Origin of the sequence: Donghicola sp. XS_ASV15, assembly GCF_041224595.1 — a bacterium.
GTDB lineage: Bacteria > Pseudomonadota > Alphaproteobacteria > Rhodobacterales > Rhodobacteraceae > Donghicola.
In genome coordinates, this window is sequence record NZ_JBGFGN010000105.1 from 10,857 (window position 1) to 26,764 (window position 15,908).

Annotated in this window: 13 protein-coding genes and 3 pseudogenes; 8 read left to right on the plus strand and 8 right to left on the minus strand. The window is 52.1% G+C overall.

From position 1 onward, the window contains the following. The first annotated feature begins 572 nt into the window (after window positions 1-572). Genes AB9K37_RS04020 through AB9K37_RS04030 form a run of 3 tightly spaced genes read left to right on the plus strand, consistent with a single transcriptional unit; the run spans window position 573 to window position 3,338 of the window. Entirely contained in the window at window positions 573-1,298 is a 726-nt protein-coding gene (locus tag AB9K37_RS04020) for a hypothetical protein (RefSeq protein ID WP_369835661.1), read from the plus strand. Further along, window positions 1,285-2,136, plus strand: coding sequence for a serine/threonine-protein kinase (locus AB9K37_RS04025; protein ID WP_369835662.1), 852 nt, complete (start codon window positions 1,285-1,287; stop codon window positions 2,134-2,136). Before AB9K37_RS04020 ends, AB9K37_RS04025 begins: the two co-directional genes overlap by 14 nt. After that, window positions 2,133-3,338 (plus strand): hypothetical protein, encoded by a 1,206-nt coding sequence (locus AB9K37_RS04030; protein WP_369835663.1) that lies wholly within the window; start codon window positions 2,133-2,135, stop codon window positions 3,336-3,338. Before AB9K37_RS04025 ends, AB9K37_RS04030 begins: the two co-directional genes overlap by 4 nt. A gap of 373 nt (window positions 3,339-3,711) precedes the next feature. Here AB9K37_RS04030 and AB9K37_RS04035 read toward each other — a convergent pair whose 3' ends face one another. Then, a complete protein-coding gene (locus AB9K37_RS04035) occupies window positions 3,712-3,945 on the minus strand; it encodes a multiprotein-bridging factor 1 family protein (RefSeq protein WP_369835664.1) in 234 nt (77 codons plus the stop codon). Between the two features lie 72 nt (window positions 3,946-4,017). Here AB9K37_RS04035 and AB9K37_RS04040 point away from each other — a divergent pair, with 72 nt between their 5' ends. Beyond that, on the plus strand, window positions 4,018-4,443 hold the full coding sequence (locus tag AB9K37_RS04040) for a hypothetical protein (RefSeq protein ID WP_369835665.1): 426 nt from the start codon (window positions 4,018-4,020) through the stop codon (window positions 4,441-4,443). 31 nt (window positions 4,444-4,474) lie between these two features. Here AB9K37_RS04040 and AB9K37_RS04045 read toward each other — a convergent pair whose 3' ends face one another. Both AB9K37_RS04045 and mobC read right to left on the minus strand, forming a co-directional pair. Further along, window positions 4,475-5,869 (minus strand): relaxase/mobilization nuclease domain-containing protein, encoded by a 1,395-nt coding sequence (locus AB9K37_RS04045; protein WP_369835666.1) that lies wholly within the window; start codon window positions 5,867-5,869, stop codon window positions 4,475-4,477. Then, on the minus strand, window positions 5,856-6,218 hold the full coding sequence (mobC, locus tag AB9K37_RS04050) for a plasmid mobilization relaxosome protein MobC (protein ID WP_369835667.1): 363 nt from the start codon (window positions 6,216-6,218) through the stop codon (window positions 5,856-5,858). Before mobC ends, AB9K37_RS04045 begins: the two co-directional genes overlap by 14 nt. Before the next feature lie 539 nt (window positions 6,219-6,757). Here mobC and AB9K37_RS04055 point away from each other — a divergent pair. The 3 genes and pseudogenes from AB9K37_RS04055 to AB9K37_RS04065 all read left to right on the plus strand — a co-directional run. Further along, a complete protein-coding gene (locus AB9K37_RS04055; RefSeq protein WP_369835668.1) occupies window positions 6,758-6,883 on the plus strand; it encodes a hypothetical protein in 126 nt (41 codons plus the stop codon). Window positions 6,884-6,901: 18 nt separating this feature from the next. Next, a pseudogene (locus AB9K37_RS04060) lies at window positions 6,902-7,603 on the plus strand (IS3 family transposase); the annotation flags it as partial. A 39-nt stretch (window positions 7,604-7,642) separates the two neighbouring features. After that, window positions 7,643-7,896, plus strand: a pseudogene (locus AB9K37_RS04065) (integrase core domain-containing protein); the annotation flags it as partial. On the opposite strand, the gene AB9K37_RS04070 reads toward AB9K37_RS04065, so the two are convergent. Genes AB9K37_RS04070 through AB9K37_RS04080 form a run of 3 tightly spaced genes read right to left on the minus strand, consistent with a single transcriptional unit; the run spans window position 7,893 to window position 12,303 of the window. Further along, window positions 7,893-9,581 carry a radical SAM protein gene (locus AB9K37_RS04070; protein ID WP_369835669.1) on the minus strand — a complete coding sequence of 563 codons (1,689 nt, stop codon included), beginning with the start codon at window positions 9,579-9,581 and terminating at the stop codon, window positions 7,893-7,895. The pseudogene AB9K37_RS04065 and the gene AB9K37_RS04070 sit on opposite strands and share 4 nt — an antisense overlap. A gap of 47 nt (window positions 9,582-9,628) precedes the next feature. Next, window positions 9,629-11,785 (minus strand): NACHT domain-containing NTPase, encoded by a 2,157-nt coding sequence (locus tag AB9K37_RS04075; protein WP_369835670.1) that lies wholly within the window; start codon window positions 11,783-11,785, stop codon window positions 9,629-9,631. Window positions 11,786-11,811: 26 nt separating this feature from the next. Continuing rightward, window positions 11,812-12,303: an NUDIX domain-containing protein gene (locus AB9K37_RS04080; RefSeq protein ID WP_369835671.1), complete on the minus strand. Its 492-nt coding sequence runs from the start codon at window positions 12,301-12,303 to the stop codon at window positions 11,812-11,814. A gap of 508 nt (window positions 12,304-12,811) precedes the next feature. Between AB9K37_RS04080 and AB9K37_RS04085 the strand changes: the two are divergent. Next, window positions 12,812-13,846 (plus strand): annotated as a pseudogene (locus AB9K37_RS04085) (IS5 family transposase). A gap of 292 nt (window positions 13,847-14,138) precedes the next feature. Here the strand turns inward: AB9K37_RS04085 and AB9K37_RS04090 are convergent. Further along, complete coding sequence (locus AB9K37_RS04090; RefSeq protein ID WP_369835672.1) at window positions 14,139-15,167, minus strand: IS110 family transposase; 1,029 nt, start codon at window positions 15,165-15,167, stop codon at window positions 14,139-14,141. Between the two features lie 244 nt (window positions 15,168-15,411). Then, window positions 15,412-15,861 carry a nucleoside deaminase gene (locus AB9K37_RS04095; RefSeq protein WP_369835673.1) on the minus strand — a complete coding sequence of 150 codons (450 nt, stop codon included), beginning with the start codon at window positions 15,859-15,861 and terminating at the stop codon, window positions 15,412-15,414. Window positions 15,862-15,908: the final 47 nt, after the last annotated feature.

The window sequence follows — 15,908 nt, forward strand, 5'->3', positions numbered from 1 at the left end:
ACTCAAAAATTATTCCCTTAATTTCCGCATTTCGGGCCCCTTGCAGCCATTTGCGGATCCGCTCTATCCAAGGCGTTTGCTCGCACTGCGTCGGCACTCATCGGCCGAGGCCGTGTGAATACTCGATCGGCTCTGGGTGGTTCCGGAATAGTGTTCGCCCACTGGCAGTTCTGAGAAGTTTTGTTCCGATGTTGGCGACCACAAGCAGCTTGACAAGGAAAGCTTCCTTCACCATCTTAGAAAATCCGAGTTTTCACACAGCCTCTGCCCAGAGCGGCCTTTCGAATTAGCGCCGCGCTACCCCTCCGCATTTGCCAGACCCAACGTTCGTTAGGTGCGCAGCAATTTTGACCAACGGTAGTCATAAAGCGGAACTTTATCTGGACCGCCCGACGCCGCTCACCTGCTGAAGGAGTAGGCCCGTGGCGTTCACCACCTCACGCTTTTTCGCCGTGGTTAGCTCAGCGAATGCACACTTTTATTTCGAACATCTGGTGGTCACGAGAACACAAGGCGCTAGACTAACTCATACAAATGGCTAGACTGCAACAAGCGCTATTCTGGGGATAAAATTGCTTTATTTTGAACAACTTACAGCATCAAATCCCACTGAAATATCGGTTTTTCGGCCACTCAAAGTTGGCCCTGAAGCAGTTCTGCAAGCTTCTGTAGAGAAAGATATCGCCAAGTTACTGCCCCTGGCTGAATTCTCCTGGACGGGAAGCACTGTTCCGGTTGGAGCGGGCGTACCAGATTTACTACGGGCAAGTGTGCGGCCCGAAGTTATAAGCATAGCTGATGCGGACAGCATAACCATTGCGATTCTAGGATACTTGCGCGCGGCTCGGCGTGCTCGAGGAGAGACAATCGCGGAACGTCTGGGTTTGAACGAAAAGACTACGCTCAACAAACTAGAAAAGCTGCGAGGGCAAGGCGTGATCGAGCAAATTCAAAAGAATTTTAGCTTAGCTCAACCATGGCAGAGCATCTTGGGTGATGTTTCGGCCGTCGAGGTGAAAGTTTCTGATTGGAGGAAAGCTGTTGCGCAAGCCTCACGGAATCGCATTTTCGCACACCGGTCCTTTGTAGCTCTACCTGAAAGTGTTGCCAAACGCGTTAAGGACGAATTATCTTTCTCGTCACTGGGTTTAGGGCTGATTTCCATCGACGACAATGGCGTAAGTCGCGTCATGAAGCGAGCAAGAAAGTCATCTCCCAAGGCTTGGGCATACTATTATACTGTGGCAGCGAGAGCGGCAGGAGATTTGAAGAATTCAATCAAAAGTGTTTCAGGTTAGTATCGACGACGCTAGTAAACAGCACCCAGACTATTATTTCGTATCCGCGCTGACGCCAAGCGCTCAAAAGGCGGCTTTCCACGTCAAACGAAATGGTGATGATTTTTGCCTAAAAATCATTGCGCCAACGCAATCTCTGGAAAGAGTTCAGCGTGAAGTTTTGGCGATGCAGACCCTCGACCATCCCAACGTAGCCAAAGTAGTTGAATACGAGTACAGCGCACGCGGCGGTGAAACACGGCACTATCTAGTAGAAGAGTTTGTGGCCGGGACCGATCTTTCGCATTACCTGGCGGCTCGAGGAAAGCTGAGTCTGCAGCAGATCAAAGAAATATTTGTTCCGCTATGCGACGGTCTAAATGCACTGGCAGAAAATAATATTGTCCACAGGGATCTAAAACCCAGCAATGTCAGGGTCGATTCTTCAGGAAAACCGGTGATTATTGACTTTGGCCTTGCACGACTCCTAGACATGGAAAGCCTCACCGCAACCGTTGAGGGTGCGATGCTGGGAACTCCGAAATATTTTGCCCCAGAACAACTCCGTGGTACGAAGCGTGATATTGATCCTCGTACTGATCTTTATGCTCTAGGCGTCATTCTTTACGAGGCAGCAGTTGGGAAGCATCCATCACTGACCAATAGCCCAAAGACATTTGACGAATTAGACGAAGCCATTTGTACTTCGGAGGATTTCAAATCCGACCCTGACTATATGGATCTTGACCCAACGCTAAAGCTTGTCCTGCAACGATTGTTAGAAAAAGAAAGAGGTCGCCGACCAGCAAGTGCAGCTATGGTCGGAACCATTCTAAATGGTTTGGGGGGGCAGCAATGAGACGCGGAGCCTGGCATCAATGTGGTGCTAATAATCAGAAATTCATTCTCGAAATGCTCCAAAATGGAACAGGTGTAGGTGCAATACTTAGCCCGAAAGACTTAGCATACGAGAAGGCACAAGAATACGCGGGCCAATATAAGGACGCTGGCGCGGACGTTCTCCTCGATCCTCAATTCTACGAACCCGACTTTGCGAATGACAGGCTCTCAAGCTATCCAATCGCACAGTTTCGGCAGTCGATCGCATCTCTGGGAGCGCTTTCAGCACCCTCGTTTGCAAGTCTCACAGCTGCTCTACTTGGTGAAAATCAAGCACTCGGCTCTAGCGCGGTTATTGCACCAGCGATACCGTACGAGGCAGCTCGGCCAGATATCGCTCAGCTGAATGCTCGTCTGTTTGCTGCTGCTAAAGCTGCGGGTGACTCGCTAGGCATTCCGACCTATGCAACCATCGTCATCGGCGGTAGCGTAACCACAGCCCAAGTCGCGCAATCAATCTTATCCCAAGCCACGGGGCTCAATGCTGACGGTTGGTACTACGCTGTAGAGTTTGACAGCGCTGAGCGTCTTCCAACAGATGTCGAAGCGGTATTCCGTTACTGTTCGGCGGGCTTGACTCTCGCTTGCACGGGCAAGCCAGTCCTTCACGCATACGCAGGCCCATTGGCCGGACTTGCTTTCGGTTCTGGCGCGAGAGCCGCTGCTATTGGCTTTTGGCAAAACCTTTGGGGCTTTACACGATCTCGCTTCCAGCCATCGACAGGGCAAGGTGGTGGTGGAGATGCGCCGCCTCGCTTCTTTTCTACTCCGCTTTGGGGCACAATCGTGTACCCAGATGAATTGCTTCAACTGCCACCTGCGCTACAGAGCACTATTCTGCTACACTCGCCGTACTCAGGAGCTGTTTCAACAGTGACCGCCACTGCCTGGCAGAAATGGGATTCCTATCGGCACATGGTTCACCAAATAATTACGTATGTCAGCCCACTTGCTGCGTCTGCAGATGCACGCCAAGCAATGCAAGTTGTCGTATCAGATCTTGCTAGTGCCAATGCGCTTCACACCCAAGTCCACAATGCAGGTTTGTTACTTCGCGACGGAAGCAACTCGTATCAACCTGCGTGGGCATCGGCGGGAACGAGAATGATAGCAGATATGTCGGGAGACTATCAGTGGCTTCAGTTGCAAGGTGGGCCGTGAGCGGACGGTAGATACCTTGAGGATGATTGCACTTGATTGCCGACACAGCAACCTTCGATATCATACACGCTGCCGACCGGAGAACATCTACTTTTCCATCTCACCGCACCCTATTAGAAGCGAGCCCCGATCATCGTAACCACGATCTCGACTTCGGGAATTAGCCTAACAGACCAGCGCTTGTAGAGTTTTCGCTGCCATGCTGCATCGCCGCATGTCGATTTATTACCCATGTGCTATTCGCTGCGGATGCAACGGAGTTTTCTCCGAGAAGCATCGTATGAGCAGTTTTTCCTACACAAACTATTTTTTGTGTAGGAAACGGGCGCTTGCCTTGTTGCGGATGGCCGCCCTTTAAGATCGAAGCCGTTTCTCAGTCCAAATATGGCTGCAACAAGCCGAGCGGTTCGTCGGACAACTCCTTAGCCCACGAGCAAAACTCCAGCACGTCCAGACGGCGTTCACAGAGTTCGACCTTCGCGACATAGGATGGAGGCTTTCCCAGTATCGCAGCTAATTGCGCCTGCGAAAGGCCCTTCGCTTTGCGCGCTGCGACCAGTGACTTGATCAGGTCGCGGTGCGCCTGCGTGTGGAGGGTGCCAGCCATGGAGGGGTCCGTTTGGTGTCGACACACCCTCCTACGCTCGATAATCATTACTCCCAAAATAGGAGTGATTCGATGCCCGATCCTGACTCGACCTTTGTGGCGGATACCCGCATTTGCATGCCCGGCGGCTTTGCCCTTTTCATACTTCGCTGCCGTGGCAGTGCCCCGCTCGAAGATATCGAGATGCTGCTGTCCCTTGGCCTCATAGCCCGGATACCCGTTGGACCTTTCCAGATCACGCAGAAAGGGCGGGATCTAACGGATCCTCATCCCATGGGCATGAACGAAGGCAGCATTCTATCCATGTCGTGCATTCTCCACATGCAGGGCATTGGCCCCTTGGAAGTTATGCGCAATCGCGCTGAAAGCGTCATCACGCCCGACAGCTTTCTCCCCGACGCCTACATCTGCAAGTTCCAAAGTCGGCTCGCCGAGCTAAGGCAGAATGGGCTGACCCGCTACAAATGCGATGGTCCTTCGGCGTTCAGATCTGAGTAGCTCCCTTATGCCCTGACAACGCTTGGAGTGATCATGGTCGTGGAACAGACGGTTGTTCCGATGTGGGACCGTCGCGCTTTATTTCTGGCCCATCTTCGTGGCCTTGGAACTGCTCGGGCCTCTCTGGCGAAGGAAGATTTGCGGTAGAGCGGGTTTTCAGGAAATTTCTTATGGTCGCTTGCCCATCGAGGAGTTTTCGGCGGACGTTTTCCAAACCGGAGAGCACCTGCTGAAGCACTGAAAGAGGCTGCGCTGCAGACCTTATGCGCGCCTCAAATTCCTTGAGAAAGTCCTGCAACCCTAGGAGCTTTGGCTGCTTGGGTCGCGCGGTGCCTTTCGCTGTGTGGGCTTGGGCTTGACGTGGCGACGGCTGAGTCACTCGCGCGCTTGCAGTGCCTTCAGCAGTTTCCCCAATGACCGCATCAGTTGGTCCTGCTTCTCCATGCGTTCCAGCAATCGGGCATTCTGTGCCTTTTGCTCCTCCAACTGGGTCACCAACGGATCCAAGGCTTGGCTGATCTGGAAGGGCAGCGCGTGTATCGCCTGAAGCACCTCTTGCTGCGCTGCTGTGTTCGTCTCCAAGTGCAAGACCAGCGGCGCGCCCAAGGCTGCGCTCTTTTGCGTCGCTGAGTTTTTGAAAGTCTCGGTCTTTGACATAGGAAAATCCTCTCTTCTCTAAATTCTTCAATGAAAATCCTCGTCCTAGCGCGGACGCGGACAAAACATGCCCGTGCAGGCCAAAGGCGAAGCCCGATAGCCTACCGGTTGTCGCGGATATATTCGGGCGCACATCGACGCCGCAGCCTTCCAGAGCATCGACAAAATCGGATGCCGTGATCGGTGTCGCGGTCAGGTTTGTAAGCAACTGCTGCAGTTGCGCCTTTGATGAGATCTCGCCTTTTTCAGCCAAAACCAATTCTCCAGATTTCGGCGCGGCGACGTGATCTGTCTTGCGATCTGGTTTGAGCAAATGGGATGGCGCGACGGGGATCAGCCCGAAGGTCGTTTCGATCTCTCGGATCAGCGCTTCACTGCGGCGGTAGTCGTGGCTGTCAGAAACGACTGTGCCGTCCAGCCTGATCCTACTGGCTGCAATATGAATGTGGTCACCATGGCAAACGGTCAGGTAGGCCTGAAAGCCCATCCCTTTGGCCCAATGGTCGCCGATGGCTGCCCATTCCACATCGGTCAGCTCGCGATCTTCTACGGGCAAGGAAATGGACATGTGCACGGTGTTTTTCGAAAGAGAGGGGCGCAGTTTCTTGAGTGACGTAAACTGCCGCTTTGCCGAAGAGCCATCAAACCCGAGCGTGCCACCCACAATCGCAACCTTGGGCCGAGGCCGACCTTGGTTGTCTTTCGTGCCCAGAAGGTAATCGACAAGACCGCTGGCATTGGCCCCCTTGATAAGCTTACCGATGGCCATGGTCGCCTCCGATTAACCCTTCCCTGACTGTCTTCAGCGTGTGCGAAAGTCGGACAAGCACCTGAGCGAATTCTTCAGAATAGGCGAAGTGCCCTTGGTTGGCGTGGTGTGTGAGCTGATTGAGGTTGGCAGCAGTCCGCGCCAGTTCTTCCCAAGCCACCTGATTGATCTGAGGGACAGATCTCGGGACGGTTTTGCCAAGCAGGCGACTTCGTGCGTAGGCTGAAATCTTCAAACTGCCTGCCATTCCGCGAAGTCTGGAATACTCGGTTTCTGTCAGCCGAATATTCAAATGCCTGCTGCGTCTCTCAACTGCCTTTGGTCTGCCGCCCTTGTTCCTGCGTTCCATAATTGCCTCGAATGCATGCTGGACGCAGGTGGCATCCCAAAAGGCAACGCACGACGTCCGCACTAGGCAGGTAGGATTCGAGGATTAAGAGAACGTTTACGCTTTACGTGGGTGGTGATATCTCAAGGCAAAACCAAGCTCAGATGACGAGACAAACACCCAACGGCAAGCTGACAAGAGGGAGTGCAAGCGAAGCGCGCACTCCCGTCCCGGCGTGAGCGAAGGGAATGTCGGCGAGCGTTTTTGTGTAGCAAAAACATGGCTCGCTCGGGGCTTTGTTGTACAAATCGGAGCGTGACCGCACTTCCCCTTTCCCTAGGTTTTTGATCCCACGTTTTGATGGTGTGAATAAGGCTTCGTGGTTCTTTGTTTTCTGTGTTCCATAACAGGCAATTCTTCGAGAGTTTTGCCCTACGGTAAAGTCGGGGCGGTTCAGCGTGACGATGCAGCTCAACAAGGTTCATCCCGTCAAAAACATCGAGCGCGTTGCGGCCGAACTCGGCGAAACTGTTTAGCGGATCTTTGATCTAGCGATCGATATGGAAACCCAAGACGGCGTCATATGGGTCTACGGCATCGGCGACGAAAGTGTCATCGCATTTACTCCGTGCGGGATCGAAAACCTGCAAGAGCGCATCGCAATGGATCAAGACCGCTCGCATTAAACGCGCCGCGGCGTACGCAGAATGCTCACGCGGCAACTGGGCCGCGAAGGTTTCGATGTCGCGCGATGCACGGTGTCACGGCTGATGAAGAGCATGGGTATTCAGGACATTATCTGCGGCAAGCCGCATTGGACGACGATCTCGGACAAGAAGGCGCTGTGTCCCCTGGACAAGGTGAACCGCCAGTTCCGCGTGCCAGCGCCGAACATGCTGTCGGTGTCGGATTTTACATACGTCGCAACCTGGAAGGGTTTCGTCTACGTCGCCTTCGTCATCGATGCCTATGCCCGCAAGATCGTTGGCTGGCGAGTCAGCAACTCCGCGCATGCAGGGTTCGTTCTCGATGCCTTGGAACTGGCGGTGCATGATCGCCGCCCCGGAAAGGGCATGGAGCTGGTTCACCACAGCGACAGCGGCTCGCAATACCTGTCTATTCGCTACACTGAGCGCTTGGCGGAAGCAGGTATCGAACCCTCGGTGGGCTGTGTCGGCGACAATTATGACAACGCCTTGGCCGAAACGATCAATGGCCTGTTCACGGCTGAGGTTATCCACCGCCGCGGCCAATGGCGCAGCTTGGAAGCGGTGGAATACGCGACGCTCGAATGGGTGGATTGGTTCAACAACCGCCGTCTTCTCGAACCCATTGGGAACATTCCGCCTGCCGAAGCCGAAGCAAACTTCTATGCAGCTCTGGAAACTGAACCCATGGCCACGTAACTAAACGAAATCAGCCTCCGACAAACCTACTGCGGTTCACATCCTTGGACCAACGGACAAGTCGAACGGATGAACCGCACGATAATGGAGACCACCGTCAACGCTTCCACTACGACAGCCATAATCAACTGAGAACGCACCTATCGGACTTCATCGCAGCATACAACTTCGCGCGCAGGCTAAAGACCCTCAACAGGCTCACACCCTACGAGTACATCTGCAAGATCTGGACTTCAGAACAGGACACATTCATCTTGAACCCGATCCACCAAATGCCGAGACTGAACACCTAGGCGATACGATGAGATGTTTCTGCAAAAAATACCCTAAGTTCTTGTTGAAGGTCAAAAATTAGCGGGTGATCAGGAATATCTGGAATCTCCTCAAGTGACTTAGCAAGCCCCAGAAGAATTAGACGCATTCTGGCAATGTGGTCACTGACTATAAGGGAATCTCTGGATGAACTCATCTGCTCCTCAGCCACTTGAATTCCCATGTTAACGTACTCTTCGCGCATTTTCCAAACCGCACTCAACATAGCATCATAAGCCTGCGCATTCATTCCAGCGGAACCATGTCGTGTAAGAGACTTTAAGACATAGTGAATGCAGCGAGTCTTTGAAACCGCCTTAAGGATCACATCTTCAAATTCCGAAACTCCCGGATGAAAATATGTATACTCAAAGCTTAACGTATCTCGATCGAAATCTTTCTTAACCAACTTTATACCATTCTCTTCCTCATATCTTTGCACTTCAGTGAGCAGTCGAGACTCAGTTTGCAATCGCAATGAGTTAAAAATGAATGATACACCGTGCTCTAGTTCGTGGTCTCTTAAAAATGAAAGGCTTTCATGAATTTCTTTTAAAGAAACAAAGGGATCGAATAGTATCCATCCAACATCAACTTCAAATCCAGATTTGATCAGAAGGTGAGCAACCTCCGCGGCAGTTTTTGGATCATGAGATTTTCTAAATCTTTTGAGCTGATCCACTGAACCAGACTCAATTCCTAAAAAGACCTTCCTTAACCCTGAGGCTTTTAAGGATCGTAGGGCCTTGGAGCGGGCTTCCAAAGTTTCTTCTGACATACCAGAAAAGCTCAAGGACCCTGGCAAGGCGCTCACATCAAAAGAGAAAGCCCTTTCACCAAACTCTGATATTATCGCCATCGAAAGTTCTTGTACGTCGGTCCAATCACTTTCACCCCTTCCAATGAAATCCTCATCTGCAAATGTGAATTCTCGAATGCCAAGCGCAGCCAGTTTCTTAAGGTCCTGTAAGACGCGGCTGTGGGTGAACCGTCGATATTCCTTCTTGGTTCCCTTTATATCAAGCAAACCACGCAAACAGAAGCTGCATGCTGCCCAAGAGCATCCACGAGAGTATTCCAAAAAAATCTGTGGGGCATTTCCAAGATAAGGGAGAATGTGTTCCCGGTGGGGTGACTTGGATAACGGTGCAATCGTCAGACGTCTTTCTGTGCGAACAATATCACCGCCGTTGAAGAAGCAAATATTATCAATGCTGCTCCATTTTTCTTTGTGTTTTTTTTTAAAAAATAATTCGACAATCGAATTTTCGCCTTCCCCTACAACGACTACACCTTGTGGATCTATATCAGAAAGAATATCTTTCCAACAGTAAGTCGCGGTAGCACCACCGTATACTCTTAGTGCATTGGGGTAGGTTTCTAACAAGATCTGCCGAACATGAGCCAGCTTACTGAACGTTCCGTAACCGGTTGACACCCCTACCAGATGGTAATCTCCTTTTGAGGAATAGCTCGAAATTTTTTCATAAACTTCACGTGCCTCTAGGCTCATATCCAGAATATCGATCAAAGCCGGGTCAACTCCGGCATGGATAAGTTCACCAGCAAGAACAGATAGTGCATGTGTTTCGCCAACTGCTGGATATTGACGGCTGAAAAGGCCCAATAAAAGTACGCGCGGCTTGATATTGTCGCGATGCATCATGCAAGGCCCCAAAAATTGCTCGGATTAGAATATGGAAAAGTCATTAATTATAGTGGCTCTTGCACCTTAATTGAAGACAAAATATCGTTAATTGTCGCAGAAATAAGACCATTTCGCCCCTTGGTTGCTTCGGCTTCGTGAGAAAGACCTCTCAATATTTTCTCTTCTCGCGAAGTAAGTTTCGACCCTGCACGGCTGAAGAGAAAAGAACGAACGGTTTCAATATCCCACAACCTAAGCCTACACGCACGTGTGTCTGATTCGGAGAGACGCTTGAATGTCGCTTTGCGCGTTTTGTCCCACGTGATCCCCGTATCATCAGAAAAGGCGAACAATCTGTGACCTACATCGCCAAAGTACTGCAGTTGGATACTGCGATTGATTGCGGCCTTAAATTTGTCCGATCGAATTTCCGAAATAAAGTCTACTTCTAGCTCTTCGTTTGAAAATAAGATAGCACCCAATGCGGCAGATCTCCTGATCTGGAAATCGACATTATCATCGTAATATATTTCTTTAAGAACTTTGGGCTCAACCATGCTGTCGGTGCGGCCGAGAAAATACACGGATTGTTCACTGACTAAAAAATTATTCGCGTTGGACGCCTTTTTAAACACTCTTTCGAGCCTGCCAACCACGAATACCCTAACCTTGGGATCAACCTGACTCAACCAAGCGCGTATGAAGACGTTTACTTCATTTGTTGTTTCGGTTTGCAATATCTCATAAGTAAGCTCATCCGACTTAATAAATCTCTGTATATAGGCGCGGGCGGCCAGAAAATTTCCTAGTGAATCATCCAAAAAACCTTCAATAACGTCCACTTCGCTTGGGCCACGCTTCCGCACATCCAAAATGCTAAATGTTGCATTCTCAACTAGGCTTCGAAAAACCTCTGAGCCGCTATTAAGATCTGGAATGCTTAGTGAATGACCGAAATTTTTGAGAAGTGAATGGGCGATGCCCTCATGGGCCATTGAGACCTCTGATTTCATCACTTCCAAAGCCGCACTTTCAATTTCAGTTTGTCTTGTCAGCTCAGTGTGAACCCAAGTTTCGTAGAAGAATAAAAACAGGTCATAGATAGTAACGTGGCCATCACCAACGCGCCGATTCCGGCTCCCAGATTTTAAAGAATAAATTGCAACTTGAATGAAAAACGGCCTAGTCATAACCGAATGATAATCTGGAATGTTCTTAGCTAATTCCGTGAAGCGAGTAGTTAGTGCTTGATCAGCGATACGTACAGAAACTTTTCTGACATACTCTACTACATCGGATTCATAAGACCATTCTTGAATTTCAAATATCTCGGATACTCGAGAATAAAGTTTGGGATCCTCAATGAGGATACGCTCAAAAACATTTCGACGACATGATATAATGAAGCTGCAATTTTCAGATGCGGCCTCGAAGAGACGCGCCAATAATGCTCGCTGTCTTGCTGCATCGATTTCGTCTAGTCCGTCTATAATGAGGCAAACGGGACTTTCGGGAAGTGTCTTTTGCAGAGTGATCACTTTTTCAAATATCGATTCACAATTTCGCGCCATTCCGAATATGGGTACCGCATAGCCTGTTTGGTCAATAAAGGAACGGGCCATGTCGATACCAATGGTCCTAAGAAAAGTCGATTTTCCTCGCCCCTCATCAGCGATAACCACATTTGCGCCTGAGAATTGTAGTTTGGACCGCACGTTCGGATCAATTTCCAAGGACCTTTGTTCCTTAAGTGTTTTGATCTTGAAGTCGTTTAGTGCGTTGTCTCGCATCCAACCAAAGGAACCCGCATCGTACAACGTTGGCGCAAAGGCTGGTAAAGCCGAAATTTCCGCTTCAGCTTCTGCAGAAAGCTCTGTCTCCACGATGCTATGAGCATACTTTTCTGTTTTGTCATAAAAATGATAGGTTTCAACGCCTACAATTTTTCGTTGAGCTATATCTAGCTCCCATCCCAAGCTACTAAGTATTCTTTGAACGTTATCGGCACCGATAAGCTCCAAACGCCCCTGCTCGCAACGCCTTAACGTAGATAGCGAAACTCCAGCTCCATTATTTTGTAAGTCGTGATGCAAAAGTTCTTGGGTGTATTTTCGAACGACCTTCCCATTATTATTAATGCCATTTTTGCGATGACCCTTTATTAAGGCGGCAACGGTTCTGCGAAATTCCAAATTGTTTTTTAAGCAATCCCAGTCACTCAATCTGCGCATCTTTACGACAGTTAACCTTAATTCGCAGGGTAACGCTGCAAAGAAACATTCATTTCAGATACCCAAATTTCAGATGCCGATTTGCCATCCTTATACAGGTTAATGTCCTCCCTAATTCCCGGAACTTTAATTAACTCAAGTGCCTCATCCGGGTCAACCCATCTAAATTCAGAATGCTCGGAGCTTAGAATTGGATGATCGACTTCCGTCTCGCAAATAAAAGTAATTCCAATTATCTCATTGGACGCAACGTTTGGCCCTCTATAAAAATGCCAAACTCGAAGCACACTTCCAACAACTAGGTCTTCAATTCCGACTTCTTCTTTTGCCTCACGATGCAAAGCCTCTACAATGCCTTCGTGTTCGTTTTTTCTACCGAAGAGCAATTCCCACTTTTCCTGATTGAAGTCTGAGTGAGTTGACGATCTCTTCAATACCAATATTTTCCCGATCTTACGATTAACAATTAGCCCGCCTACGCCGAACATTACTCGTGCTATTTCTTCCATTTTCCACCTAATAATTTTCTTTTATGGTCGCAAAACAGCTTTCTGAAATCAACGCCGTCCTGGGTAAACTAGGCGTGGCTCCCACTGTCCTGCTGGTTAATAAGGGCCTATTGCATGTCGCCGGAGCTGACATTTACTTGTCTACCTTACTATCTTGAAAATGTTGACGATAATAAGGCAAGCGATGCAGTAATGGAATGGGTTAAGGTGTGAAATTCCATAGTTGACAATAACATAGCTCAACTCACCGATTGCAAGTGCAATGTGCAGATTGTGAAACATAGTCGTGCTCCCAATTGTGTGGTCGACTCCGAAATACCTCCAATGCTGTGTTCACTGTTGGTCAGTGATTGACCTGAATGTGCGCACCAGTTTTCGTCGGCGCTGACTACTCTTGTCCAAGAAGACCTTTCATGGGCATCTGATTGAATCGCGGCCCAGAAGTGGCTCTGTTGCACAAATCGGGTAATGGATTCATCTCGTGAATCCAGCGTGGTAGCTGTGATGCATGAGCAGACCTACACCCCCAACCTACAGGACCAGGAACTGGCCAGCCTATAACGAAGCGCTCAAGCGCCGAGGTTCGCTGACGATCCATTGACCGGCAGGGCATTCGGGAGGAATGTCCCGAGAGGTTGGTTCGACCCCGAGATGAGCTGGGATGGAGTGCCGACGGGCAGGCGTGGCCGCCATCAGAGCTATAGCGACGCCGCCATACAGACTTGCCTCTCGATGAAGGGTAAAGGGCGTCCCGGAAGTGATCCAGTGGATCAATTCAGCCCTGAACAGGTGGAGCCCCGGGCTGTTCGGGATGGCCCTCCGGCAGACAACCGGGTTCGTCGAAAGCCTCCTTCGACTGGCAGGGCTGGACTAGAAAGTGCCGGACTTCAGCACGTTGTCGCGCCGCCAGAAGACGCTGGCCGTCAATATCCCGTATCGCGGCTCCAAGGGGCCGCTGCACCTGCTGATCGACAGCACCGGCATCAAGGTCGAGGGCGAAGGAGAATGGCACGCCCGCAAGCATGGTGGCCGGAAACGTCGCGTCTGGCGCAAGATCCACCTCGGGATTGATGAGGAAACGCTGGAGATCCGGTCTGTTGAGATCACCGGGAGCCACATTGGCGATGCACCGGTTTTGCCCGACCTGCTCGGCCAGATCCCGGCGGACCAGGAAATCGGCAGTGTCACGGCAGATGGGGCCTACGACACACGCAAATGCCACGATGCCATCGCTGACCGCGGCGCCCACGCCGTCATCCCGCCCCGCAAGAACGCCAAGCCATGGAAGACCGTCACCGCTGGCGCGGTCGCCCGAAACGAGGCCCTGCGCACATCAAAATACCTCGGCCGCGCCCTGTGGCGACGATGGAGCGGATACCACCGCCGAAGCCGCGTCGAAACGAAAATGCATTGTGTCAAACTGCTGGGTCAGCGGCTCACGGCGCGGGACTTCGACCGACAGGTCGCCGAGCTCTAGGTCCGCATCGCCGTGCTCAACCGCTATACCGCGCTTGGCATACCCGTCACGGAAGCCATGGGATAAGTCCGTCCGGGGAAAGGGGACCCTCGGCCATCACCCGATTTGTGCAACATGTATAACCGCCCCTTGCGCAAGAGGGTTTTCGAGATGTTTCGCGCGATGTCAGGTGCTGACATGTATCCGGCCTCAGATATGCCGCGGGCCCGTATGGTGTTCGAAGGTCGGGTCCAGATCAAAGCCGCGTGCTCGATGGCACTCTGTTGCACACTGGTTCTCCCGATCCCGTCTCACGACTGTTGTGCCAAACTGCTCTTTGCCCTCTTCCGCTCCGACGTCCTCGCGACCTACAGCGGGCTTATGCCGCCGCAGCCGGAGACTGGTAGACACCGCCGTGGGCCATCAGGGCCCAGACGATCCGCGCCATTTTGTTGGCCAGCGCGACCCGCACCAACATCGGTGGCTTGCGCGACAGCATGCCGTCCAGCCACGTGCCGGGCTTGGCTGCCGCATGCACATGCCGCTTGATGATGACGCTGTTGGCCCCGATGATGAGCAACCGCCTCAGGGATCGCTCGCCCATTCTGGTCGTGGCCCCCAGCCGTTGCTTGCCACCGGTCGAATGCTGTCGTGGTACCAGACCAAGCCAGGCCGCAAAATCGCGGGCCTTGCGGAAGGTCTCGGGCGGTGGGGCCAAGGCCGCGATTGCCGTGGCGATCAACGGACCAATGCCCGGCACTGTCATCAGTCGTCGGGCCACGTTGTTCTCTTTGGCTCGGCGGGCGATGTCAGCATTCAGTTTCCCGATCTCTGCATCGAGGTTGGCAAGCATCATGATCAGGACCTTCAAAGTGGCGATGGCATCGGCGGGTATGCCGCTGTCCGGGTCCTCCACGACGGCGATCAGTTTCGATGTGTTGGCCGCCCCCTGTGGCACAACCTGGCCGAACTCGGTCAGATGACCACGCAGGGCGTTAATCGCCTGTGTGCGCTGTCGGATCAGCAACTCCCGGACACGAAAGACCATCGCCGCGCCTTGGGTCTCTTCACTCTTCACTGGCACAAAGCGCACGGTCGGGCGCACCGCTGCTTCACAGATAGCCTCAGCATCTGCCGCGTCGTTTTTTTGGCGCTTGACGAAGGGCTTGACGTAAGCAGGTGGGATCAGCCGAACGGCATGCCCCGATTTGCCTATCTCGCGCGCCCAGTAGTGAGCGCCCCCGCATGCTTCCATGGCGACTACGCAAGGCGGCAGCTGGCTGAAAAACTTCAACACCTGCGTTCGCCTCAGCTTCTTGCGCAAAACTGCACGGCCCGCGCCGTCCGCTCCGTGGACCTGAAAAACATTCTTCGCCAGATCGACTCCGACCGTGATACTCTCCGACATGACCCCTCCCCTTTGTGGATCCTCGTAAACTCACCTTGGCACACAGATGCCGCCGGGGGGCGGTTACATCATCAGAGCCAACCTAAGTTACTGTGACGGTCCTGCACATACATGTAGGAGAAAACGTGGATTGCGCATCGCGTCCTCGCTCATGACCCCCCAAAAAAATGGCCATGAGACCCTTGACATACCCCCGCCGGAGGCACCGGGCGTCAGCCCAAACAAACCTGTGCGCCGCAGGCGCTCATTTTCGCAACTTCGCAAAGAAATCGGCCAGCAACGCTGCAGATCGCGCTTCGTCGATCCCGTCATAAACCTCGGGCGCATGATGGCACTGGGGGTGACTGAAGATACGCGGCCCCTGCCCCACACCGCCCGACTTGGGGTCCGAGGCCCCATAATAAAGCCGCCCGATCCGCGCGTTGGAAATTGCCGCCGCGCACATGGGGCACGGCTCCAGTGTCACATACAGATCGCAGCCCGTCAGGCGCTCCTGCCCTAAAACACGGCAGGCCTCGCGGATCACCAAAACCTCGGCATGAGCGGTGGGGTCGTTCAACTCGCGTGTCCTGTTCCCAGCCTGCGCGACGACTTCGCCGTCCTGCAACAGCACCGCGCCTACGGGGATTTCTCCTCGGGCGGCGGCGGCCTCGGCTTCGGTCAGGGCGATTTGCATATGCGAACGGAAGGTCATGGGTTAGGCTTATCTGTAGCGTTCCCCCTTTCGCAATCCACAGAGTT

Bases quoted from the DNA above. Each gene is read 5' to 3' on its own strand.
- AB9K37_RS04095 (WP_369835673.1), bottom strand. From the start codon at position 15,861: ATGACCTTCCGTTCGCATATGCAAATCGCCCTGACCGAAGCCGAGGCC.
- AB9K37_RS04030 (WP_369835663.1), top strand. From the start codon at position 2,133: ATGAGACGCGGAGCCTGGCATCAATGTGGTGCTAATAATCAGAAATTC.
- AB9K37_RS04035 (WP_369835664.1), bottom strand. From the start codon at position 3,945: ATGGCTGGCACCCTCCACACGCAGGCGCACCGCGACCTGATCAAGTCA.
- AB9K37_RS04040 (WP_369835665.1), top strand. From the start codon at position 4,018: ATGCCCGATCCTGACTCGACCTTTGTGGCGGATACCCGCATTTGCATG.
- AB9K37_RS04045 (WP_369835666.1), bottom strand. From the start codon at position 5,869: ATGGCCATCGGTAAGCTTATCAAGGGGGCCAATGCCAGCGGTCTTGTC.
- mobC (WP_369835667.1), bottom strand. From the start codon at position 6,218: ATGGAACGCAGGAACAAGGGCGGCAGACCAAAGGCAGTTGAGAGACGC.
- AB9K37_RS04080 (WP_369835671.1), bottom strand. From the start codon at position 12,303: ATGGAAGAAATAGCACGAGTAATGTTCGGCGTAGGCGGGCTAATTGTT.
- AB9K37_RS04090 (WP_369835672.1), bottom strand. From the start codon at position 15,167: ATGTCGGAGAGTATCACGGTCGGAGTCGATCTGGCGAAGAATGTTTTT.
- AB9K37_RS04055 (WP_369835668.1), top strand. From the start codon at position 6,758: ATGGAAACCCAAGACGGCGTCATATGGGTCTACGGCATCGGCGACGAA.
- AB9K37_RS04070 (WP_369835669.1), bottom strand. From the start codon at position 9,581: ATGATGCATCGCGACAATATCAAGCCGCGCGTACTTTTATTGGGCCTT.